The 22,927-nt window shown below is 67.4% G+C and carries 21 protein-coding genes, 1 tRNA gene and 1 riboswitch; of the genes, 17 read left to right on the top strand and 5 right to left on the bottom strand.

Annotated elements, in window-relative coordinates:
• Positions 1 to 190: 190 nt before the first annotated feature.
• From PV781_RS04575 to PV781_RS04540, 8 genes are all read left to right on the top strand, one after another.
• Entirely contained in the window at positions 191 to 1,264 is a 1,074-nt protein-coding gene (locus tag PV781_RS04575) for an ATP-NAD kinase family protein (RefSeq protein ID WP_274774438.1), read from the top strand.
• Between the two features lie 39 nt (positions 1,265 to 1,303).
• Entirely contained in the window at positions 1,304 to 2,287 is a 984-nt protein-coding gene (locus tag PV781_RS04570; RefSeq protein ID WP_274774437.1) for a thiamine pyrophosphate-dependent dehydrogenase E1 component subunit alpha, read from the top strand.
• Between the two features lie 28 nt (positions 2,288 to 2,315).
• Positions 2,316 to 3,338: an alpha-ketoacid dehydrogenase subunit beta gene (locus PV781_RS04565; RefSeq protein ID WP_209104776.1), complete on the top strand. Its 1,023-nt coding sequence runs from the start codon at positions 2,316 to 2,318 to the stop codon at positions 3,336 to 3,338.
• 28 nt (positions 3,339 to 3,366) lie between these two features.
• A complete protein-coding gene (locus PV781_RS04560; RefSeq protein ID WP_274774436.1) occupies positions 3,367 to 4,473 on the top strand; it encodes an acetoin dehydrogenase dihydrolipoyllysine-residue acetyltransferase subunit in 1,107 nt (368 codons plus the stop codon).
• 59 nt (positions 4,474 to 4,532) lie between these two features.
• The gene (locus PV781_RS04555) at positions 4,533 to 5,330 is read left to right on the top strand and encodes a glucose 1-dehydrogenase (RefSeq protein ID WP_274774435.1); all 798 of its coding nucleotides are present in this window, start codon (positions 4,533 to 4,535) and stop codon (positions 5,328 to 5,330) included.
• 10 nt (positions 5,331 to 5,340) lie between these two features.
• Entirely contained in the window at positions 5,341 to 5,685 is a 345-nt protein-coding gene (locus PV781_RS04550) for a carboxymuconolactone decarboxylase family protein (protein ID WP_274774434.1), read from the top strand.
• A 78-nt stretch (positions 5,686 to 5,763) separates the two neighbouring features.
• Entirely contained in the window at positions 5,764 to 6,837 is a 1,074-nt protein-coding gene (locus PV781_RS04545; RefSeq protein ID WP_274774433.1) for a 2,3-butanediol dehydrogenase, read from the top strand.
• Positions 6,838 to 7,271: 434 nt separating this feature from the next.
• Positions 7,272 to 7,958 (top strand): hypothetical protein, encoded by a 687-nt coding sequence (locus PV781_RS04540; protein WP_274774432.1) that lies wholly within the window; start codon positions 7,272 to 7,274, stop codon positions 7,956 to 7,958.
• A gap of 49 nt (positions 7,959 to 8,007) precedes the next feature.
• Here the strand turns inward: PV781_RS04540 and PV781_RS04535 are convergent.
• A tRNA-Glu gene (locus tag PV781_RS04535) sits at positions 8,008 to 8,082 on the bottom strand.
• A 210-nt stretch (positions 8,083 to 8,292) separates the two neighbouring features.
• Complete coding sequence (locus PV781_RS04530; protein ID WP_274774431.1) at positions 8,293 to 8,715, bottom strand: VOC family protein; 423 nt, start codon at positions 8,713 to 8,715, stop codon at positions 8,293 to 8,295.
• Positions 8,716 to 8,892: 177 nt separating this feature from the next.
• On the opposite strand from PV781_RS04530, the gene PV781_RS04525 reads away from it, so the two are divergent.
• Both PV781_RS04525 and PV781_RS04520 read left to right on the top strand, forming a co-directional pair.
• The gene (locus tag PV781_RS04525; RefSeq protein ID WP_274774430.1) at positions 8,893 to 9,675 is read left to right on the top strand and encodes an SIR2 family NAD-dependent protein deacylase; all 783 of its coding nucleotides are present in this window, start codon (positions 8,893 to 8,895) and stop codon (positions 9,673 to 9,675) included.
• Positions 9,676 to 9,997: 322 nt separating this feature from the next.
• Complete coding sequence (locus PV781_RS04520) at positions 9,998 to 10,561, top strand: cold-shock protein (protein ID WP_274774678.1); 564 nt, start codon at positions 9,998 to 10,000, stop codon at positions 10,559 to 10,561.
• Positions 10,562 to 10,627: 66 nt separating this feature from the next.
• On the opposite strand, the gene PV781_RS04515 is transcribed toward PV781_RS04520, so the two are convergent.
• A complete protein-coding gene (locus PV781_RS04515; RefSeq protein ID WP_274774429.1) occupies positions 10,628 to 11,548 on the bottom strand; it encodes a LysR family transcriptional regulator in 921 nt (306 codons plus the stop codon).
• A gap of 399 nt (positions 11,549 to 11,947) precedes the next feature.
• Here PV781_RS04515 and PV781_RS04510 point away from each other — a divergent pair, with 399 nt between their 5' ends.
• The 6 genes from PV781_RS04510 (at position 11,948) to PV781_RS04485 (ending at position 19,453) form a co-directional block, all read left to right on the top strand.
• On the top strand, positions 11,948 to 12,496 hold the full coding sequence (locus tag PV781_RS04510) for a hypothetical protein (protein WP_274774428.1): 549 nt from the start codon (positions 11,948 to 11,950) through the stop codon (positions 12,494 to 12,496).
• A complete protein-coding gene (locus PV781_RS04505) occupies positions 12,493 to 13,479 on the top strand; it encodes an NAD(P)H-quinone oxidoreductase (RefSeq protein WP_274774427.1) in 987 nt (328 codons plus the stop codon). The genes PV781_RS04510 and PV781_RS04505 overlap by 4 nt, the downstream gene beginning before the upstream one ends.
• A gap of 346 nt (positions 13,480 to 13,825) precedes the next feature.
• A complete protein-coding gene (locus PV781_RS04500; RefSeq protein WP_274774677.1) occupies positions 13,826 to 14,242 on the top strand; it encodes a DUF192 domain-containing protein in 417 nt (138 codons plus the stop codon).
• 116 nt (positions 14,243 to 14,358) lie between these two features.
• Complete coding sequence (locus PV781_RS04495) at positions 14,359 to 16,065, top strand: cation:proton antiporter domain-containing protein (RefSeq protein ID WP_274774426.1); 1,707 nt, start codon at positions 14,359 to 14,361, stop codon at positions 16,063 to 16,065.
• Between the two features lie 103 nt (positions 16,066 to 16,168).
• Positions 16,169 to 17,191, top strand: coding sequence for a threonine-phosphate decarboxylase CobD (gene cobD, locus PV781_RS04490; protein ID WP_274774425.1), 1,023 nt, complete (start codon positions 16,169 to 16,171; stop codon positions 17,189 to 17,191).
• Positions 17,192 to 17,440: 249 nt separating this feature from the next.
• Positions 17,441 to 19,453, top strand: a complete 2,013-nt coding sequence (locus PV781_RS04485; RefSeq protein ID WP_274774424.1) for a putative bifunctional diguanylate cyclase/phosphodiesterase — start codon at positions 17,441 to 17,443, stop codon at positions 19,451 to 19,453.
• Positions 19,454 to 19,546: 93 nt separating this feature from the next.
• Here the strand turns inward: PV781_RS04485 and PV781_RS04480 are convergent, their stop codons facing one another.
• Both PV781_RS04480 and cobO read right to left on the bottom strand, forming a co-directional pair.
• On the bottom strand, positions 19,547 to 20,995 hold the full coding sequence (locus PV781_RS04480; protein ID WP_274774423.1) for a cobyric acid synthase: 1,449 nt from the start codon (positions 20,993 to 20,995) through the stop codon (positions 19,547 to 19,549).
• A gap of 17 nt (positions 20,996 to 21,012) precedes the next feature.
• Complete coding sequence (gene cobO, locus PV781_RS04475; RefSeq protein ID WP_274774422.1) at positions 21,013 to 21,630, bottom strand: cob(I)yrinic acid a,c-diamide adenosyltransferase; 618 nt, start codon at positions 21,628 to 21,630, stop codon at positions 21,013 to 21,015.
• A gap of 92 nt (positions 21,631 to 21,722) precedes the next feature.
• Positions 21,723 to 21,940: riboswitch (cobalamin riboswitch) on the top strand.
• Positions 21,941 to 22,198: 258 nt separating this feature from the next.
• Between cobO and PV781_RS04470 the strand changes: the two genes are divergently transcribed.
• Positions 22,199 to 22,879: an energy-coupling factor ABC transporter permease gene (locus PV781_RS04470; protein ID WP_274774421.1), complete on the top strand. Its 681-nt coding sequence runs from the start codon at positions 22,199 to 22,201 to the stop codon at positions 22,877 to 22,879.
• Positions 22,880 to 22,927 lie beyond the last annotated feature (48 nt).

Below are 22,927 nucleotides of genomic sequence, written 5' to 3'. Positions count from 1 at the left end.
CAGGCCCCGCCACAGGTGCGGCGGCGGGTGCCGCAGTCAGTCCGCCACGGTTTGCGACGCAATATAAAGCGAAATCAATGGCTTGAAGCGCGGGCGCCACTTGGCCCGCCCCTTGCGATGGCGAACGGACAAGACGAGGCCCGCCGGCAAAGGCGCGCCCGCAGGGACGAACGCCAGGAGAGGGAGCCGGATGGCCGCAGATCGGACGCCCAAGGTCGGCATCATCGCCAATCCCGTCTCGGCGCGGGACATTCGCCGCGTGGTGGCCTCCGCCAACGGCGTGCAGGTGGCCGACCGGGCCAATATCGTGCTGCGCGCGCTGGCGGCGCTGGCCGCCTGCGGCATCGAGGAGGTGGTGATGATGCCCGAGCGGGGCGGCATCGCCACCCATGTGCTGCGGGGCATGGAGCGGTCGAACGCGCAGGGCGAGGCCCGCTTTCCCCGCCTCACCCACCTGTCCATGCCCGTCACCGGAACGGTGGCCGACACCCGCCGGGCGGCGCGCCTGATGCGCGAGGCCGGTGATGTGGCCGCCATCATCGTGCTGGGGGGCGACGGCACCCATCGCGCCGTGGTGGCCGAATGCGGGGCGGTGCCCATTGCCGGCATCTCCACCGGCACCAACAATGCCTTTCCCGAGCATCGCGAGCCCACCATTACCGGGCTTGCCACCGGCCTTGCCGCCTGCGGCCTGGTGCCGCCGGCAATCGCATTCGCGCCCAACAAGCTGATCGAGGTGCGCCTCGATGGCGGCGCGCCGGAGATCGCGCTGGTGGACGTCGCCCTCGTCACCGACCGCTATGTGGGCGCCCGCGCGCTCTGGCGGGCCGAGACCTTCCGCGAGCTTTACGTCACCTTCGCCGACCCGGAAGTGATCGGCATGGCCGCCATTGCCGGCCTGCTGGAGCCCGTGCGCCGGGCCGAGAGCGGCGGACTTGCGGTGTCGCTGGCGCCTGCCGCCACCGCGCCGACCGTGGTGCACGCGCCCATCGCGCCGGGGCTCGTCACCGAGATCGGCGTGGAGGACTGGCGCCGCATGCCGGCGGGCACGGTCTTCGCCTCGCGCCTGCCGGCCGGATCGGTGGCGCTGGATGGCGAGCGCGAACTCTTCTTCGACAGCCCGCAGGAGGTGGCCATCACCTTGCGCGACGCCGCCTTCCACACCGTGGACGTGGCAGCGGTGATGGCCTTCTGCGCGCGCGAAAAACTGCTCCTGCGCATGCCCACTCCCCGCCCGCGCATGACGCTGGGGCTGAGCGCCTGACCATCCATCAACCAAGACCCAAGGAGGAAAACCGACGCCATGACCAACAATCCCTTCCCCCTCTCCCGGGACGAATTGCTGAACGCCTACCGCACCATGCGCACCATCCGCGAGTTCGAGGAGCGGCTGCATGTGGAGTTCGCCAAGGGCGACATTCCCGGCTTCGTGCACCTCTATGCGGGCGAAGAAGCCTGCGCGACCGGCATCATGATGCACCTGACCGACATCGACCGCATCGCCTCCACCCATCGCGGCCACGGCCATTGCATCGCCAAGGGCGTCGATGTGCACGAGATGATGGGCGAGATCTACGGCAAGGTGACGGGATGCTGTCGGGGCAAGGGCGGCTCCATGCACATTGCCGACCTCTCCAAGGGCATGATGGGCGCCAATGGCATCCTGGGCGCGGGCGCTCCCCTCATCTGTGGAGCCGGCCTTGCCGCCAAGTTCCGCGGCGATGGCGGGGTGGGCATCACCTTCTTCGGCGATGGCGCGGCCAATCAGGGCACCGTCCTGGAGAGCATGAATCTGGCCGCCATCTGGAACCTGCCGGTGATCTTCGTGGTGGAGAATAACGGCTACGCGGAATCCACCTCGGTGGAATATGCCACCGCCGTGGACAGCTATGTGGACCGCGCCGCTGGCTTCGGCCTGCCGGGCGTCACTGTGGACGGCACCGACTTCTTCGCCGTGCACGAGGCGGCCGGCGAGATCATCCGGCGGGCGCGCGAGGGCGGCGGACCGGCGCTGCTGGAATGCAAGACGGTGCGCTTCTTCGGCCATTTTGAGGGCGATGCCCAGACCTACAAGGCCAAGGGCGAGAACGACCACAACCGCGCCACCCGCGACTGCCTGAAGCTGTTCGCCGCCCGCGTCACCGGTGCCGGCATCATCAGCGCGGCGGACCTTGCCGTCGTCGACCGGGAAGTGGCCGCGCTCATCGATGACGCGGTGGACACCGCCAAGGGTGCGCCCCTGCCGAGCCCGCGCGAACTGACCACCGACGTGTACGTCGCCTACTGAGCGAACTCATAAATCTGGAGGAAAAACCATGGCTCGCATGATCAGCTACAAGCAGGCGATCAACGAGGCGCTTGACCTGGAAATGCGCCGCGATCCCACCGTCATCATGCTCGGCGAGGACATTGTGGGCGGCGCCGGCGCCCCCGGCGAGATGGATGCCTGGGGCGGCGTGCTCGGCGTCACCAAGGGGCTGCATGCCAAGCACGGCAACCGCCTCATGGACACGCCGCTCTCCGAGAGCGCCTATATCGGCGCCGCCATCGGAGCTGCCGCCTGCGGCATGCGCCCGGTGGCCGAACTGATGTTCCTGGACTTCATGGGCGTATGCTTCGACCAGATCTTCAACCAGGCCGCCAAGTTCAAATACATGTTCGGCGGCAAGGCGAAGACCCCGGTGGTGATCCGCGCCATGGTGGGCGCGGGCTTCCGCGCCGCCGCCCAGCATTCCCAGATGCTCACCCCGCTCTTCACCCACATTCCCGGCCTGAAGGTGGTGTGCCCCTCCAACGCCTATGACGCCAAGGGCCTGCTCATCCAGGCCATTCGCGATGATGACCCGGTCATCTTCTGCGAGCACAAGGCGCTTTATGGCAGCGAGGCGGATGTGCCGGAGGAGAGCTATGCCATCCCCTTCGGCGAAGCCAACATCGTGCGCGACGGCAAGGACGTGACGCTGGTGGGCTATGGCCTGACCGTCCCCCGCGCGCTCGCCGCCGCCGACACCCTCGCCCGCTCCGGCATCCAGGCGGAGGTGATCGACCTGCGCACCCTCTCCCCCATGGACTGGGACACGGTGATCGAGAGCGTGGAGGCCACCGGCCGCCTGGTGGTGGTGGACGAGGCCAATCCGCGCTGTTCGCTCGCCTCCGACATCACCGCCTATGTGGCCCAGCATGCCTTCGGCGCGCTGAAGGCGGCGCCGCAAATGGTCACCGCGCCCCACACGCCGGTGCCGTTCTCCCCCGTGCTGGAGGACCTCTACATCCCCACTGCGGACGCCATCGTCGCCGCCGTCCATGCCACCACGGGCCGCGCCAAGTCGGCGGCGTGACGCACCGGGCAGGTTGAGGAAAATCGTTATGAATGAACGCATCAAGCCCATCGTCATGCCCAAATGGGGGCTGTCCATGTCGGAAGGCAAGGTGACCGGCTGGCTGAAGCCCGCCGGCACCGCCATCGCGCCGGGCGACGAGGTGGTGGAGGTGGAAACCGACAAGATCGCCGGCGTGGTGGAGGCCCACGAGCCGGGCCTCCTGCGGCGGGTGCTGGGCGAGCCCGGCACCATCTATCCGGTCAAGGCCCTCATCGGCGTCATCGCCGATGAGGAGGTGCCGGATGACGAGATCGACGCCTTCGTCGCCCAATATGCCACGCAGGCCGCCGCCGAGGCGGAGGAGGAGGCGGGGCCGCGCTATGAGTTCGTGGACACCCCCGCCGGCCGCCTGCGCTATGCCCGGCGGGGCGAGAGCGGGCCGGATGTGATCCTCATCCACGGCTTCGGCGGGGATTTGGACAACTGGCTCTTCAATATCGACGCCCTGGCCGAGAAGGCCCGTGTGGCGGCTTTGGACCTGCCCGGCCACGGCCAGTCCGACAAGAACGTGGCCGACCCCTCGCTGAAGGGGCTTTCGGCCGCCGTGCTCGGCTTCATGGATGCGCTCGGCATCGAAAAGGCCCATCTCGTGGGCCATTCCATGGGCGGGGCGGTGGCCGCGAGGATCGCGCTGGATGCGCCCGCGCGGGTGTCCTCCCTCTCGCTCATCGGCTCGGCGGGGCTCGGGCCGGAGATCAATTCCGGCTATACGGACGGCTTCGTGGCGGCCTCTTCCCGCCGCGACCTCAAGCCGGTGCTGGAGCAGTTGTTCCACGACCCGGCCACCGTCACCCGGCAATTGGTGGACGACCTCCTGAAGTATAAGCGCCTGGACGGGGTGGGCGATGCGCTCACCGCCCTCTCGGGCGCGCTCTTTGCCGGCGGCCGTCAATCGGAGGTGCTGGCCGAGGCGCTGGCCGCCGCCCCCGTGCCGGTGCTGGTGGTGTTCGGGGAGACCGACCAGGTCATCCCCGCCGCCCATGCCAGCGCGCTGTCCCGCGCCACCGTCGAGGTGATCCCCGAGGCCGGCCACATGGTGCAGATGGAAAAGGCTGGCCGGGTCAATGACCTGATCCTCGCCCGCATCGCCTGAGACCCAACCATCCCGAAAACAAACCGCCGCCGCCCTGCGCGGACGGCGAAGGAGGATCCATGCCCAATCTCAAGGACAAGAGCATCGTCATCACCGGCGCCACCGGCGGTATCGGCGCGGCCGTCGCTGAGGCGCTCGCCGCCGATGGCGCCGCCATCACGGTGGCCGACCTCTCGAAGGAGGCGGCGGACAAGGGTGCGGCCGCCATCACGGCCGCCGGCGGCAGGGCCATCGGCGTCGCGGTGGACGTGCGCAAGCGCGATCAGGTGCGCGCCATGCTGGACAAGGCGGCCGAGACCTTCGGCCGGGTGGATGTGCTTTTCAACAATGCCGGCGTCGCCCAGACCCGGCCCTTCCTCTCCATCACCGAGGAGGACTGGCGCTTCGTCACCGATGTGAATGCGATGGGCGTGCTCATCGGCATGCAGGAGGCGGTGAAGACCTTCCGGCGCCAGGCCGAGGCGGGGCGCGGCGGCGGCAAGATCATCAACACCGCCTCCATCGCCGGCAAGCAGGGTTATGAGCCGCTCGCCCACTATTCCGCCTCCAAGTTTGCCGTGGTGGCCCTGACCCAGGCGGCGGCCCGCGCCTTCGGCAAGGAGGGCATCACCGCCAATTGCTTCTGCCCCGGCGTGGTGGCCACCCCGATGTGGGAGGTGATCGACAAGGGCTTCCGGGACGAGAAGCTCACCACCAAGGAGAACGAGGCCTTCGACAGCTTCGCCGGCGCCGCCGTGCTGGGCCGCGCCTCGCAGCCGGGCGATCTCGTGGGCGTCGCCCGCTATCTCGCCTCGTCCGATTCCGACTTCATGACCGGCCAGTCCCTGATGGTGGATGGCGGCATGGTCTTCATCTGAGGGCGCGACCATGGCCTCAACCGAAACCTTGCCCGAGCAACTCACGGACATGCACCGGCGCTTCACCGCGCTGGCCAAGGCCGCGCCCGGCTCCATGGGCGCCTTCCGCTCCCTAATGACGGAAGCCTCCAAGCCCGGCGCGCTGCCCGCCGCCACCAAGGAATTGGTGGCCGTGGCGCTCGCCGTGCACCAGGGCTGCGCCGACTGCATCCTCTTCCACGTCTCCAACGCCAAGGCCCATGGCGCCAGCCGGCAGGAACTGGTGGAGGTGCTCGCCGTGGCGCTGGAAATGGGGGGCGGTCCCTCCGCCGTCTATGCCAGCCGGGCGCTGGAAGCCTTCGACACGCTGCCCTGACGATGCGTCCCCGCCCGCCGGCTCCGTGCCGGCGGGCGATGCGGCCCGTCCCATCCCCTTGCGACCTGGAGAGTCCCCATGAAAGCCGCCCGCTTCCACGGCAAGCGCGATGTCCGCGTGGAGGAAGTGCCGACCCCTCAAGCCTCCGACCTGGCCCCCCACCAGGTGCTGGTGAAGAACCGCTTCTGCGGCATTTGCGGCACCGACCTGCACGAATATGCCGCCGGCCCCATCTTCATTCCCAAAGAGCCCCATCCCTATACGGGCGCCCACCTGCCGCAGGTGCTGGGCCATGAATATGGCGGGTCCGTCGTGGCGGTGGGTTCGGCGGTGACCAATGTCGCCCCCGGCGACCGGGTCTCCATCCAGCCCCTCATCTCCCCGCGCGACGATCATTATGGCAAGCGCGGCCTCTACCAGCTCTCGGACAAGCTCGCCATTGTCGGCCTCATGTGGCCCTGGGGCGGCATGGCCGAATATTCCATCGTCAACGACTACAACGTGTTCGCCATGCCCGACAGCGTGTCGGATGCGCAGGCCGCGCTCATCGAGCCCAGCGCCGTGGTGGTCTATGCGGCTGAGCGCGGCGGCGTGCGGCCGGGTTCTTCCGTTCTGGTGACCGGCGCCGGCCCCATCGGCCAGTTGCAGATCCTCGCCGCCCGCGCGGCAGGCGCCACCACCATTTTCCTCTCCGACACCAACGACAACCGCCTCGCCATGGCCCGCACTGTGCTGCCGGATGTCATCACGCTCAATCCCAAGACGCAGAATGTGGTGGAGGCCATCCGCGACCAGACGGAAGGCCATGTGGGCGTGGACGTGGCGCTGGAGTGCGTGGGCGCGGAAGCCGCCACCGCCACCTGCATCGAAGCGGTGCGCCGCCAGGGCGTGGTGGTGCAGGTGGGGCTCCATGTGGGCAAGGCGGCGGTGGACGGTTTCACCTTGACCTTCAAGGACATCGATCTGCGCGGCTCGTGGTGCTACCCGACCCTCATCTGGCCCCGCGTCGCTGCCCTCATTGGCTCGGGCCTGCTGCCGGCGGAAAAGGTCGTCACCCGCCGCATCCGCCTCGACGACGTGGTGGCTGAAGGATTCGAGCAGCTTCTGAGCCCGGCGGGGACGGAACTGAAGATCCTCATCGATCTCGAGTGAGGGCATGGCCCGGCGGGCCGTCCGGAGGGGCGGCCTGACCGGGGTGGTTGTCGTGACTTCTCGTGCTGGATAGGCATGAGCTTGGCGTTTCTCGGCTGCGGGAGAGGTCAGGAGCTTTTATTATGATCACTTTGAAGCCCACCAGGATCGGTGACGAGATTGGCTTGATCCTCCCCGCAGTCGTGCTCGGCCACCTGAAAGTGGGGGAGGGAGATTGCCTATCCCTCGTTGAAACGACGGGGGTATCGCCTAGTCCGAGAGGTATCCGCATTGCCCGAGCAGATCGAGGAGGCGCGCCGGATCATGAAGAGGCGGCGTGGTGTTCTCGATAAGTTGTAGGGATCCAAGTTCACCTTTAGGGTCTCCGCTTGTTCAATTAAGGCCGCTGATAAATGCGCGGAATTGAAGAGACTCTATCGTGTTGGAGGAGTGCGTTGGTCCAACGCATCCCTGTTGCGGGTCTATTGGCGCGGAGTGATACTGTTTATAAGTGGAAGGCGCCGCTCCGCTGTTGGGTTCTTAGGGAGCTTGTGTTCTGGAGAGTACATGATTTAATGCATCAATCTTATGTTTTACACACGAGTGGGCATGGTCTTGGCGCGCGAATACTGGTTAGAAGCGGATTTGAAACGCTCTCATTGCTTATATATATGAATTTTATTATGCGAGATGTCGTCGATGGAAGGTTGGATTTTTTTGTATTCGAGCGTAAGACGTGCGAATTGCTTATTGGTTCAAGGGATGAATTAACTCCTTACAAGTCAATAAATATACTAACCATTTTGTCAAAATGTGATGATAAGTATCCAGGGCTGGTGAAGATATATCAAGACCTTTCGGAAAGTGCGCATCCAAATTGGGGTGGAATGGGACTCGGTTATTCAGTTTCAAATTCTGAAGAATTTGAGACTGATTTCTCCAATAACTGGATGAAAATCTATGGTGAAGAACATATTTCTCTAATGAAGATTTGCATGGATACGTTTATTTTTGAGTATGATTCGGTTTGGATTCAATTAATGGATCGGCTTGAGGCTTGGATTGAAGTAAACGACAGTGATCTGGAAGCGGCTAGATCTGCTCACAATGAAAAATCCGTTTCCTCAGCTTCAGATGTTTAGGAAGCTAAGTGCCGGCATTTTCGGATGCTTCTCTAAATGCAAACCTGTCTGGCGCGCCCTAGGGGAGTCGAACCCCTCTCTCCACCGTGAAAGGGTGGCGTCCTAACCGATAGACGAAGGGCGCGGACAGGGTGGCCCTTATAGGGGGAGGGCCGGCGGCAGGCAAGCCCGGGGGCGGGGGAATTTGAGCGGGGCTGTGGAGATCTCAGTCCGGCCCTTGCGGGAGAAGGGTTTGGACGGCCCGGCTTTGGCTCGGCGTGGGGAGCCTGGCGGCTCAGGCGATACGGGGACGTCTCCCCCGCGCCCAGGTGCGGGGGAGACGGGCGTCAAGGCCTCACCACTTGCCGGTGTTCGGCATGCTGGCCCAGGGCTCCTCGGGAGCCTTCGCGCCGCCCTTCTGGAGCAGCTCGATGGAGATGTTGTCGGGGGAGCGCACGAAGGCCATGTAGCCGTCGCGCGGCGGGCGGTTGATGGTGACGCCTTCGGCCTGCAGCTTGGCGCAGGTGGCGTAGATGTCGTCCACCTCGAACGCCAGATGGCCGAAATTGCGGCCCTCGCCATAGGCTTCCGGGTCCCAATTGTAGGTCAGCTCCACCTCGGCCACGCCCTCCTGGCCGGGGGCGGCGAGGAAGACCAGGGTGTAGCGGCCCTGGGGAACCTCCTTGCGGCGCACCTCCGTCAGCCCCAACTTGTTGCAGTAGAAGTCCAGGGATTGATCGATGTCCGTCACGCGGACCATGGTGTGCAGAAAGCGCATGTCAGCTCCTGGAGTGAGACCGGCCACGCGCCGCGCGGCCAGTGGAGTGTGTGGGCCGCGCACCGCACGGCCTTTGGGAATGGGCCGGCCGCATCCTGCGGCCGGTGGAATGGGGGCCCGGCCGCGCCGCGTGCGGCCGATGGCGGCCCCTGGCGAGGGCCGGACGAGGGGGAAGGTATGAACTTGGCGCCCGATCTCAAGACCGCGCAGAGCGAGCTCAGTGATTTAATCTCCGCCGCCCGCCACGGGGTGGCCTTCACCGGGGCCGGCATTTCCACCGAATGCGGCATTCCCGACTTCCGCTCCCCCGGCGGATTGTGGACGCAGAACAAGCCCATCCCCTTCGACGTCTTCGTCGCCCACAAGGCGGCCCGCGACGAGGCATGGCGGCGCAAGTTCGCCATGGACGCGGCCTTCGGAAAGGCCCGCCCCGGGCGCGGCCACCGGGCGCTGGCGCGGCTGATGGAGCGCGGGCGCCTCGCCGCAATCATCACCCAGAATATCGACAATCTCCACCAGGATTCGGGCATCCCCGACGCGGCCCTGGTGGAGCTGCACGGCAACACCACCTATGCCACCTGCCTGGAGTGCGGCACACGCTATGGGCTGGACTGGGTGCGCACCCGCTTCGAGGCCACGGGCGGCAGCGCGCCCGATTGCGAGGCCTGCGACGGCCCGGTGAAGACGGCCACCATCTCCTTCGGCCAGGCCATGCCCGAGGACCAGATGGCGCGGGCGGAGGCGTTCACGCGCAAGGCCGACCTCTTCATCGTCATCGGCTCGTCCCTGGTGGTCTATCCCGCCGCCGGCTTTCCGCTCAAAGCCAAGCGGAACGGCGCCCGGCTCGTCATCCTCAACCGCGAGCCGACCGATTTCGACGATATCGCCGACCTCGTCATCCGCCAGGAGATCGGCGACGTGCTGGCCCCCTTCGCAGGCGAGGCGGCATTCGCCGCTTGACCGGGCGTGCGCTGCATCCACCCGGGTGCCGCAAGGTCGCGCATGCTCAACAATGCAGCAGGGCGGGGCGATTTTCCTCCCGGAAAAGGCTGTGCGCTGCCGCAGGGAATGTTATCGTGGGCGTTATCGCCGTTGAATCGGGTTCGCGTGCGTAGGGTCAGGTCATATGGGGTCTCACGGACGAGGGATCGAACCGGCCAATGCCGGGCCTTCCGGCGATCTGGCGGGGACGCCCGGCATGGCGACGCGACCCGGTGCACCGGCGCCCGGCACCGGGGACAAAGGTCATGGCCGGGCCTGCGGCGTGCCGCCGGAAGGCGAGATGCCCCGTGAGGCGCCCGTGAGTGGTGAGACACCTGAAAACCAGGATCCGGTGGGACTCATCGAGATTGCCGGCACCATCAAATGGTTCGACGTGGCCAAGGGCTATGGCTTCATCGTGCCCGATGGCGGCGGCGCGGACGTGCTGGTGCACGTGACCTGCCTGCGGCGCGACGGCTTCCAGACCGCCATTGAGGGCGCCCGCATCGTCTGCGAGGCGGTGCAGCGGGCCAAGGGCATGCAGGCCTTCCGCGTCCTGTCGCTGGACCTGTCCACCGCCGTGCCGGTGACCATTCCCGCGCCCACCCGCGCCCGCGCGACTATCGCCCCCACCGGCGGCTTCGAGCCGGCCACGGTGAAATGGTTCAACCGCCTGCGCGGCTTCGGCTTCCTCACCCAGGGCGAGGCCTCGCCGGACATCTTCGTCCATATGGAAACCCTGCGCCGCAACGGCCTCACCGAGCTGCGGCCGGGCCAGGCCGTCCTGGTGCGCTTCGGCGACACCCCCAAGGGCCGCATGGCCACCGACGTGAAGGCGCAGGACGGGCTGCCGGGGGCGCATTGAGAGGGGCGTACTGCGGCGGACAGCCGTCAGCGGACGGCTCGCAGGCGGCAGCTGTCCCCTCGTCGATCAGCCTGGGTCCCAGATGGGAGGCTGTCCGATGGCGTTCCGCAGGACGTGTGTGAAGGCCCTGACCTTTGCACTGGGCTGCGGCAAGGCGCGCAGAAGGTAGATGCCGGTGGGCTCGGCATTCCACGTCTCGCCCTCCAGCGGCAATCGGACGAGTTTTCCGGCCTTCACATCCGGTCCCACCACCCAACTGGGCAGCAGGGCAATGCCGAGTGCGGCCTCGGCGGCGGCCCGCTGGACGTCGAAATCGTCCGAGCGGAACGTCACCACTCCCTTGCCATCCTCCCCGGCGGGACAGCCGATCACGTCGCGCCAGCCGAGAAGATCGGCCCCGTGCAGCTTATCGATGAGGCGATGGGACGACAGGTCGGCGGGGACCTTGGGCTCGCCCGCCCGCGCCAGATAGGCCGGGTTCGCCACCAGCAGCCGGTATAATGGCGCGAGCTTGGTGGCGATCAGCGTGCTGTCGGGCAGCGCCCCCATGCGGACCACCACATCAAGGCGTTCGAGCACCGGATCGGCCAGCAATTCCGTCAGATCAAGCTCGACCTTGAGCGCGGGATGCTCGGCCTGCAGCGCGGCGATGGCCGGTAGCACGTAGCGCCGGCCGAAGGTGGGGAAACAGGCGATCCGCAACGTGCCGGAGACCGACCCCTCGAAGGCGGAGATCTCCGCATGGGTATCCGCCAACTGGTCGAGGAGCGGCTGCGCCTTGTCGTTGAGGCGGCGACCGGCATCGGTCAATGCCAAGGCGCGGGTTGACCGGATCAGCAGGGCCACCCCCAGATCCGCCTCAAGGGCATCGATATGGCGGATCACCGCCGAAGGCGTCATGGCGCGCTTGCGGGCGGCGGCGGAAAAGCTTCCGGCCCGCACCACATCCACGAAGGTGGAGAGATGCTCGGCGAAGTGAGGTCTCATCTTTGCGCCCCTGGCAAAGCCGTTTGCGGAGGAATACGGCTTATCCTTCTCCGGCAGTAGAAGCATTAAATCATTTCAGAACCGCAGGCATCTTACATGTGTCTGTGGTTGCAGGTAGCTATAAACCACTGCGCTGACGCTGCGTTTCTGGTGGTGATGTCTGCAGAAATTATACTCTGATATGGATTTCTATACGATGCAATCAAGATATGAAAGTCAAGTATTAGATAAATAGTCGATCCTGCGGGCTATTGTTCATCGGAAGGCGGAGGGAACGTCTTCCTCGCCAGAGCGATCGCTGAAGACCAATCACACGCAATGGCATGCAAGGCGCGGCTGGCCCGCGTCCCCGAAAGCTCACCATCTGGCTGCCAAGCTCTTCAGACAAAAGGGATCATCATGAAAATCCTCACCGACAAACTTCTCTCGCAGTCGGCCTTTTCCGCCGAGATTGATGTCGCCGTGGAGAAGGTCGATATCGCCGAATGGCTGTTCACCTTGCCGGAAGCGGAATATCTGCGCTGCTGCCCGCCCGACCATATCGGCTCAGGCGTGACCACCACCGATGCGGGCCAGCGCATGGTGATCAATGTGGAGATGATCGGCACCGGGCTGGTCATCCAGCACTATGTGGCCGAGGAAGCGACGGCGACCTATTGCCGGATGAACTCCATCTCGGACGTGTTCACGCCGGTGGGCCGCACGCAGGTCAACGTGATCTGGGAACTCATGGCCGAGCCGGGCGAGAACGGGCGCACCCGCTACACCAACCGGGTCACCTCCCACCCCACCGACGTGTTCATGGACTTCCTCGCCGCGCACAACCAGACCTTCGAGCAGGCGGCAGCAGCCCGGCAGGAGGCCGGCGGCGACCATAACCGCCGCGAAACCCCGCTGTTCGCCGCCAGCATCGCCCGCCGCGCGCTCGGCAAGGCCAATGTGACATGAAGGCGATCACCTATGCGGACTTCGGCGGCGCGGATGTCCTGCGTCTGGCCGAGGTGCCCATGCCGCAGCCCCGCCCGACCGATCTCCTGGTCAAGGTGATGGCCGCTGGCGTTAACCGTGCGGACCTGCTGCAAAGGCAGGGCCGCTATGGGAACCAGCAGTATGGCGAGAGCGAGCTGCTGGGCCTGGAAGTGGCCGGCGAGGTGGTCGCCGTGGGCAGCGCGGTCGCCGACATCCGACCGGGTGACCGGGTCATGGCCATCGTGGGCGGTGGCGCCTATGCGGAATATGCCCGTGTGGACCGGGACATGGCCGTGCGCATTCCCGATCCCCTCACCTTTCTGGAGGCGGCGGCGGTGATGGAATCCTTCGTCACCGCGTGGGAGGCGGTCGTGAATCTCGGCGGCACTGAGAAGGGCATGGCCGTGCTCATTCATGCCGCCGCCGGCGGCGTCGGCTCCGCCGCTGTGGAGATCGCCCACGCCCTTGGTGCCCGCGTCTTCGCCACCGCCAGTGCCGAGCGCCGCCCCGATGTCCTGCGCCTCGGGGCCGAGAGGGTGTTCGACTATCGGTCGGAGGATTTCGAACAGGGCACGCGCGACGCCACGCACGGGCGGGGCGTGGATGTGATCGTCGACTTCGTTGGCTGTGACTATCTCGCCCGCAATCTGCGCAGCCTGGCCCCCGGCGGGCGCCTCGTGCAGGTGGGCCTGCTGGGGGGCAAGGACAGCGCGGAGATCCCGCTGGGGCTCGTTCTGCACAATCATCTGCGCCTCATCGGCACGGTCATGAAGTCCCGCAGCAGCGACGAGAAGCGGGCCATGGTGCGCCGCTTCGCCGAAGGGGCGCTTCCCCTGTTCGCTGATGGCAAGCTGAAGCCGATCGTCGGCCAGGTCTTCCCGCTGGCGGAGGCGGCCGACGCGCATTGCGCCATGGAGGCCGGCGGTGGGTTCGGGAAGATCGTCCTTCAGGTGCACAAGTGACCTTCGGCGGCCGAGGCGACCCTTAAAGCCTCGGCCGTTCGGATGGCAGCGTGCAGAGGCGCCCTGGCCGCGTGACGATCCGCGAGCAAAGGCGAAGGGGGAAATCGACCGCGATCCGCGTCGCCCGTCTCCCCTCCTGCCCCTTCGACATCCCCCTCCCACCCCTGGCCCGACGGCGGCGGGTGCTGTAAGGCGGAGGCGAATGCGCGTTTATCGAGGTCCGCTTATGTCCGTCTCGACTTTGGCCCTGCGCCCGAGCCTGCGCGCGGCGCGCCGTCCGGCCGCCCGCCACTTCGCCGCCTTCCGCGAACGCTCCCTGGCGGCCCTCGCCGCCGGGCTCTGCCTGATGCTGGCGCTCCTGTCCGCCCCGGTGGCGGCGGCGCAGCTCGATCCGCTGGAGATCGCCACCCGCAACGGCGTGGTGGTGCTGGAGGTGGAGATGGCGCGCACGGAACAGCAGCGCACCACCGGTCTCATGTACCGGAAGGAATTGCCCGAGCGGCAGGGCATGCTGTTCGATTTCGGCGCCGACCAGATGGTCTATATGTGGATGAAGAACACCTACATCCCCCTCGACATGCTGTTCATCCGCGCCGACGGCGCCATCGCCCGCATCGCCGCCATGACCACCCCTATGTCCGAGGCCACCATCTCCTCGGGCGAGCCGGTGCGCGCGGTGCTGGAAATCCCCGGCGGGGCGGCGAAACGGCTCGGCATCGCGGTGGGCGACAAGGTCTCCACCGGCCTGTTCGGCGGGAAATAGGCCAAACGCCGCGAAAAGGTCGTTTCGATCAAGGTTGGCGCAGCCTCGCCATGGGAAGGTGACGGAGGGGCAGGCCCACCGGCGGGCGAGAGCGGGCGAGGGCGATGCATAACGCCATGTGGCTGAAGGATGTGCTCGTCTACCTGGTGGCGGCGGGCATCCTCATCCCCCTGTTCCACCGGGCGCGGGTGAGCGCGGTGGTGGGCTTCATCGCGCTCGGGGCGCTGCTCGGCCCCCATGGCCTCGGCCAATGGGCGGGGCAGGTGCCGGCGCTCTCCTATCTCACCATCACCGACCAGCACCGCGCGGCGCAGTTCGGCGAGCTGGGCGTCATCTTCCTCTTGTTCCTGCTGGGCCTGGAATTCTCCGCCCAGAAGCTGTGGGCGCTGCGGCGCGAGGTGTTCGGGCTCGGCCTGCTGCAGGTGATCTTCTCCGGCGCGCTGCTGGCGGCGGGGCTTGCCGTGTGCGGCCTCTCCACGGACCTCGCCGTGGTGACGGGCGTGGCGCTGGCCATGTCCTCCACCGCCTTGGTGATGCAGATCCTGGTCTCGGAGCGGCGCGCCACCGCGCCCATCGGCAAGACGGCGCTGGCCATCCTGCTGTTCCAGGATCTGGCCGTGGTGGCGGTGCTGCTGGCGGCGGAACTGATCGGCGGGCCGGTGCAGAACCTGGCGCTGGTGGTCGGGCTGGCGCTCCTGAAAGGCGTGGCGGCGGTGGGGATCATCCTGCTGGCGGGTCGCTTCGTGCTGGGCCCCCTCGTCGGGGCCGCCGCCCGCACCGGGGCGCGGGACCTGCTGATGGCGGTGACCTTGGTGGTGGTGGCGGGCACGGCGGGCCTCACCCAGGCGGCGGGCCTCTCCGCGGCGCTCGGCGCCTTCCTGTCTGGCATGCTGCTGTCGGGCACCGTCTACCAGCACCAGATTTCGGTGGATCTTGAGCCCTTCAAGGGGCTGCTGATCGGCGTTTTCTTCGTCTCTGTGGGCATGGGAGTGGACCTGTCCGCCATCCTGCCCGAGCTCCATTGGGTGCTGGTGGCGGCGGCAGGGGTGATCCTGGCCAAGTTCGCCGCCACCTATGGTGCCGCCCGCCTCCTGAAGGTGGAGGCCCCGCTTGCGGGCGAACTGGGGCTGCTGCTCTCCCAGACCGGCGAGTTCGCCTTCGTGGTCATCGGCCTGCTCCAGGCGAAGGGCGTGCTGGAGGGGCAGGCGGCCGGCTTCATCGTGGCGGTGGTGACGCTGACACTGGTGCTGACCCCCTGGCTCGCCCAGGCCGGCGGCGCGGTGCGGGTGCGGCTGGAGCGGGCACTGCAGGATGCCCAGGTCTTCAGCGTGCCGGAGGGGGGGCATGTGGTGATCGGCGGATTCGGCCGGGTGGGGCGGATCGTGGCCGAGAGCCTGGAGGCCCAAAGCGTGCCCTTCGTGGCGCTGGATGCCGATGCGGTGCGCGTGCGGCTGGAGCGGGCGGCGGGGCGCCAGGTGTTCCTGGGCGATGCCAGCCGCGAGGAGATCCTCGCCCGCGTGGCGCTGGAGCGGGCGAGCGCGGTGGTCGTCACCTTGGACGAGGCCCATGCCGCCGAGGCCATGGTGCGCGCCGCGCTTCGCCTCAAGCCGGACGCGGTGGTGCTTGCCCGCGTGAAGGATGCCGCCCATGCCCGGCGGCTGGCGGCGCTGGGTGCGCGCGACGTGATCCCGGAAGCGGTGGAGGCGAGCCTGCATCTGGCCGGCCTTGTCCTGCGCAATCTCGGCCTGTCCGAGGAGGCGGTGATGACCCATCTGGACGAGGCCCGCGCCCGCGAGCGCGCCCGCCTCACAGAGGGTGGCTGAACCGCCAGTCCCCCGTTGTGGCGGGCGGGCTTTCCTGACACTTTCCCGCCCCCATTCCTGACGAGGCGAGAGGATGCCCGTGCCGGACGCCGCTTCACCCTGCATGCCCGATGAGAACGGGGCGCAGGCCGTCTTTCGCCGGGACCATGGCGGCGACCTCGACGCGGCCATCACCCGGTTCGGTGGCGCGCCGGAAGACTGGATCGACCTGTCCACCGGCATCAATGCACGGCCCTATCTTGTGCCCGAGCTGCCGCAGGAGGCCTGGACGCGCCTGCCCACCCGCGCCGACATGGCCAGCCTCGTCGCGGCGGCAGCGGCCGCCTATGGCACGCAGGCCCCACTCCTGCCGCTGGCGGGTGCGCAGGGCGCGATCCAACTGGTGCCCCTGCTCGATCCGCCCGGCCGGGCGGTCGTGCTCGGCCCCACCTATAACGAGCACCGCGCCGCCTTGGAGGCGCGCGGCTGGCAGGTGCGGGAGGCGGGGCGCCTGGAGGATCTGGCCGGCGCCGACCTTGCGGTGGTGGTGAACCCCAACAATCCCGACGGCCGCCTTCACGCGCCCGAAGAGCTCCTGTCGCTGGCGGACAAGGTGGGTCGCCTGGTGGTGGATGAGAGCTTCGTGGAGGTGACGCCGCACGCCTCGCTCGCGCCCCAAGCGGGCCGTCCGGGACTGCTGGTGCTGCGCTCCTTCGGCAAATTCTATGGGCTTGCGGGCCTGCGCCTCGGCTTCGTGCTGGGGAACCGGACGGACATTGACCGCCTTGCCGATCTGGCCGGCCCATGGCCGGTCTCCGGCGCGGCCATCGCCATCGGGCGCCGGGCCCTGGCGGACGGGGACTGGGCGCGGGAGACCGCCGCCCGGCTCAAGGCCGAGGCCGTGCGGCTCGACGGCCTTGCGGCCGCCGCCGGGTGGCGCGGCGCGGGGGGCACGGACCTCTATCGCCTTTATGAAGTCCCCGATGCACGGCGGGCGCGGGAGCTGTTCGCGGAACAGCGGATCTGGATGCGCATCTTTCCCTGGTCGGCCCACCTGGTGCGCATGGGCCTGCCTGGCTGCGAGGCCCATTGGCAGCGGATTGCCTTTGCGTTAAAGTTATTCGCCACGCGTCAGCCTTATGCGTGACGCCCCGCTGCCAGTGGTACCTTGAAGCTCCTGGGAAGCTCCCGGGAGATCAAAGCGGGCCTAGAACGCAGCGTGGGGAGAAGAGTTCCAGAGAAATGCAGAAATCTGCCAGCTCCGGCGGACAAAGATTCGTGCATTGCAACCGGAGGCTTAAAATCATACGGCTAAGCCGTGTGAAATCTGCTCTGCCGTCAGGTCCTTCTTTCGATGCGTATCGTCTCGTGCTTGGTAAGTGAGCACAATCCTTGGTTGCTTCTGCTTTCGGTGATGGTCTGCATCGGAGGAAGCGCGATTGCCCTGGGCCTGTTCCGCAGGGCGAGCCGGCGCAACGGGCGGCAGCGCCTGGGGTGGCTCTTCATTGCCGCCGTCTCGGCGGGATGCGCGGTCTGGTGCACCCATTTCGTCGCCATGCTGGCCTATCGCCCAGACGTGCCCACGGCCTACGATCCCTTCTACACCTTCCTGTCCCTGTTCATGGTCATCATCTGCACCGCCGTGGCGTTCCAGATGCTGCCCGTGCACCTTTCCGCCAAGTACGCGCTGCCCTGGTTCCTGGCGGGCCTCATCCTCGGAATGGGCATTGCCGGCATGCATTATGTGGGCATGATGGCCTATGAGGTGCAGGGCCTGCTGATCTGGGACGCGCCCCATGTGATCGCCTCCGTGGTGCTCGCCGTTGTCTTCGCCCTGGCCTGCCTTGCGCTGGAGATCAAGGGCCGGCATCGGCTGGCGCTGGCCGCCTTCGTCCTGTGCATCGTCTCCCTGCATTTCACCGCCATGGCGGCGCTGACGCTGGTGCCGTTCGGGGATGCCGCCAGCGGACAGACGGAGACTGGCCACCTCGCCCTCGTGCTGGCGTTCGGCGCGCTCCTCATCGCCGCCATCGGCGGGGTCAGCGCGCTGATCGATTCCGATGCGAGCACCAAGTCCCTGGAGGCGCTGCGCCGCATGGCGATGGTGGACACGCTGACCGGCCTGCCCAACCGCAATAGCCTGTCCACGCAGCTGGAAGAGGATCTGGCGCGGGCGCGCATGCGGGGCTGCAGCCTCGCGGTGGTGGTGCTCGACTTCGACCGCCTGAAGGCGGTGAATGAGAGCCATGGGCAGCACGGCGGCGACGTGCTGCTGCGCGAGGCCGCGCGGCGCATGGTGGGGCAAATGGGTACCGGAGAGTTCTTGGCGCGCATGGGCAGCGACGAGTTTGTCGCCACCAAGTCCTTCTTCGAGGCCAAGCAGGTGGACGATTTCGTCCGGCGGCTCCGGCGCGGCATCGAGGCGCCCGTTCGCATCGAGGATTTTGACGTGATGCCGCAGGCCAGCTTCGGCGTCGCGCTGTTTCCCCAGGATGGAGAGAGCGCGGCCGAACTGCTGGCCAATGCGGACCTTGCCCTCCTGCGCGCCAAGGCGCGGCCGGGACGGGGCGTCTGTTATTACGAGCCCGCCATGGACGAGGCGGTCCGCGCCCGCCGCGATCTCGTGCACGACTTGCGGCGCGCCCTGAGGACCGGTGCGTTCGAGCTTCACTACCAGGTGCAGGTGACCTTGCCGGCACCGGGAAGCACCGCCCCGTCCGCCCTTCTCGGCTACGAAGCATTGTTGCGCTGGCGCCATCCGCTAAGGGGCTACATCTCGCCCGGCGACTTCATTCCCGTGGCCGAGGAGAGCGGCCTCATCATCGGAATCGGCGAATGGGTGCTGCGCACCGCCTGCCGGGATGCGGCGGCCTGGCCCACGTCCGCCAGCGTCGCGGTGAATGTCTCGGCGCTCCAGATCCTGCATGGCGACCTGCCGGCTTTGGTGGCCCGCGTGCTGGAGGAAACGGGGCTTGCCCCCGAGCGCCTGGAGCTGGAAATCACCGAGACCATGCTCATCGGCGACCGGCAGAAGTGCCTGGATGTCCTCGCCGCCATCCGCGGCCTGGGCGTGACGGTGGCCATGGACGATTTCGGCACCGGCTATTCCTCCCTCGACACGCTGCGGGCCTTCCCCTTCCACCGCATCAAGCTGGATCGCCACTTCATGCGCGACATCGCCGACAGCCGGGAGGCGCTCGCCATCCTGCGCGCCGTGCTGACGCTCGGCCGGGCCCTGGACATGCGCGTACTGGTGGAAGGCGTGGAGACCGCGGAGCAGGTGGACCTGTTGCGGGCGGAAGGCTGCGAGGAAGCCCAGGGCTTCCTCTTCGGCCGCCCGGCTCCCCTGGTGGACGGGCGGCCGCCGGAGCCGGCGCGGCCGGTCGCGGGGGATGTGGCGGCGGCGTGAGGCGAGGCGGACCGGGCGCGAAGGTCGCGATCAGGCGTTGAGCTTCCCTCTGGGGCGGTGCCCATCTGTCGCCGCACCGACGCCTTCTCGCCCTCACCGCGCCAGCGCCAGCAGCCCCTCTATATCCAGATGCGCCTCCAGGTGCGCGGCCAGCGCATCAAGGGTGGTGTCCACGCGGGCGCCATAGGCAAGGCCGGAGGGCGCGGCGCCCAGCGCCTTCAGGAAGGCGGCGCGGAAGCCATCGTCCGTGAACATGCCGTGCAGATAGGTGCCGGTGATCCGCCCGTCGGCCGAGATGGCCCCGTCCGGAGCGCCGTCGAGGTCGGCAAAGGGGCGGGCGCAGTCCGGGCCTTGGGTGCGGCCCAGATGGATCTCATAGCCGGCCATGGGCAGTCCGCTCGCCACATGGCGGGCGCTGACGCGGGTGAGGCGCTTGTCGCCGGTCATCACCGTGTCCACGTCCAGGAGGCCGAGGCCCGGCGAGGTGCCCGGTGCCCCTTCCAGGCCCTCCGGGTCGGCAATGGTGCGGCCGAGCATCTGGTAGCCGCCGCAAATGCCCAGCACCCGCCCGCCCCGCCGGGCATGGGCGAGAAGGTCGATGTCCCAGCCCTGCGCCCTCAGGAAGGCAAGGTCCCCCCGGGTGGACTTGGAGCCGGGCACGATGACGAGGTCCGCATCCCCCGGAAGGGGGCGGCCGGGCAGGATCATCTCCACTGCCACGCCCGCCTCCTGCTGGAGCGGGTCGAGGTCGTCGAAATTGGCGATGCGGGACAAGGCCAGGCACACGATCTTGACGGGCCCGTCGCCCGCCTTGCGGGTGAGGTCGAGGGCATCCTCCGCCGGCAGGTCGGCGGCGCCCGAGAAGAAGGGCACGACGCCGAAGCCGCGCCAGCCGGTGCGCTCCGCGATGAAGGCATAGCCGTCGTCGAAGAGGCTCGGATCGCCCCGGAACTTGTTGATGAGAAAGCCGGAAATGCGCTTCGCATCGGCCGGGTCCAGCACCGCCTTGGTGCCCACCATCTGCGCGATGACGCCGCCCCGGTCGATGTCGCCCACCAGCACCACCGGCACGCTCGCCGCCTCGGCAAAGCCCATATTGGCGATGTCGCCCTTGCGCAGGTTGACCTCCGCCGGGCTGCCCGCGCCCTCCACGATGATGAGGTCATGGGCCGCCCTGAGGCGGTTGAAGCTCTCCAGGACCGAGGCCAGCAATTGCGGCTTCAGGGCCGCATAGGCCCGCGCCTTCACGGTGGCGATCCGCTGGCCCTGGACGATCACCTGCGCGCCCACATCGGTCTCGGGCTTGAGCAGCACCGGGTTCATGTCCACCACCGGCGAAAGGCCGGCCGCCAGCGCCTGGAGCGCCTGGGCGCGGCCGATCTCGCCGCCATCCACGGTGACCGCGGCATTGTTGGACATGTTCTGCGGCTTGAACGGAGCCACTTTCAAGCCCCGCCGCCGCGCCGCCCGGCACAGGCCCGCCACCAGCAGCGACTTGCCCACATTGGAGCCGGCTCCCTGCACCATGAGGGCGCGCGCCATGGCCTGGGTCTCGCTTTTTAGAAGTCGATGCCCGCCTGGGCCTTGATGCCCGAGCGGAAGGGGTGCTTGACCAGCGTCATCTCGGTGACGAGGTCCGCCGCCTCGATCAGCTCCGGCTTGGCATTGCGGCCGGTGAGGACCACATGGGTCAAAGGCGGCTTCTCGGCTTTCAGGAAGGCCAGCACCTCGGCCAGGTCCAGATAGTCGTAGCGCAGGGCGATGTTGATCTCGTCCAGCACCACGAGGCGGATGTCCGGGTCGCGAATCAGCTCCTTGCCCTTCTCCCACGCAGCGGCGGCGGCGGCGATGTCGCGCTGGCGGTCCTGGGTCTCCCAGGTGAAGCCCTCGCCCATGGCGTGGAACTGGCAGAGGTCGGCAAAGCGGGTGGTCAGCAGCCGCCGCTCGCCGGTATCCCAGGCCCCCTTGATGAACTGGACCACAGCACACGGCATGCCGTGTGCCACCGCGCGCAAGACCATCCCGAAGGCGGCGGTCGACTTTCCCTTGCCCGGCCCGGTATGAACGATGAGGAGGCCTTTCTCACCGGTTTTTCCGGCCATGATCTTTTCGCGCGAAGCCTTGATCCGGGCCATTTTCTGGCTGTGGCGGGCATCGACGTCGGACGGCTCGCTCATGGGGCGCCTTTCTCTGCGGGCGGGCTTTGCCCGTCTATGGCATGACCGGCGGGCGGGGGACAGCAGCAATGTTGCGACTGCTCACGGCCTCGTGTAGACTGTGCCACGATGGTGTCGAATACCTTGCGAAAACAAGGGGTTCGGCTAATTGGGAATGTGGTGCGATGGCCTGTCCATCCAGTCCACAGCTGCCCCCGCAACTGTAAGCGGCGAGCGACCTTGAACATATCCACTGGCAAGTGACGGCCGGGAAGGATCGAGGAAGCCGAGACCCGCGAGCCAGGAGACCAGCCATCCCAACTTGATCCGGGCGGGGTGTCCTGGAGGGCGGACGTCACGGCGCGCAATCCCGCATGCCCGGAGCCTTGCCCCCCTTCCCGCCGGCGGCCGCGGAGGGCGAGGCGCATGGTGTTCCAGATCTGTCACGGGCCGGTTCCGGCCTGCATTTTCTCTGATTTATCAACGTCTTGCAGCTGCGACGGCCGGACCCTTGCGGGTGTTGCCGGCGCTGTGTGCCTGTCCTTTCCGGCCCGTTGAAACCCGATTTTCCGACATCTAGGAGACCCACATGCACATGGAGCCCGGCGTCGTCGACGGCGCCAAGATCGTCCTCAGCTATGCCACCGGCGCCGCTGCCGGCGGCTATGCCCTGAAGCTTGCCGCCGACACCGCGCGGGAGACCGGCCTCCTGCCGCTCCTCGGCCGGACGGTGCTGACCACGGCGCTGGTCTTCTGCTTTTTCGAGGTCTTCCCCCATTATCCGGTGGGAGTCTCGGAAGTTCACCTGATCCTCGGCTCCACGCTGTTCCTGCTGTTCGGGGCCGCCCCCGCCGCTTTGGGCCTTGCCTTCGGCCTGCTCATCCAGGGCCTGTTTTTCGCCCCCTTCGACCTGCCCCAGTACGGCATGAACGTCACCACCCTCCTGGTGCCGCTGTTCGGCCTGTCCGCTCTGGCCGGCCGCATCATCGCCCCGGCGACCCCCTATGTGGAGCTGAAGTACGGCCAAGCCCTTGCGCTTTCGACAACTTATCAGGCTGGCGTGGTGGCGTGGGTCGCCTTCTGGTCCATCTATGGTGGCGGCCTTGCGGCGCAGAACCTGGTGGAAATCGCCCAGTTCGGCGGCGCCTACATGCTGGTGATCCTGGTGGAGCCGCTGGTGGATCTCGCCGTCCTGTTCGGCGCCAAGCAGCTCCATGCTTTGACCTCCGGCCGCCTCTTCACCGCCCGCCTCCATCACGCGGCGGCCTGACCCCGACGGCCCGGCGTGATCGCTGCCGGGCCGCCTAACCCCTTGCTG

It is taken from the genome of Aquabacter sediminis, from assembly GCF_028863665.1.
Classification (GTDB): Bacteria; Pseudomonadota; Alphaproteobacteria; order Rhizobiales; family Xanthobacteraceae; genus L1I39.
Note: the sequence above shows the minus strand (reverse complement) of the source record. Positions and strands in the feature narration are given on the sequence as shown.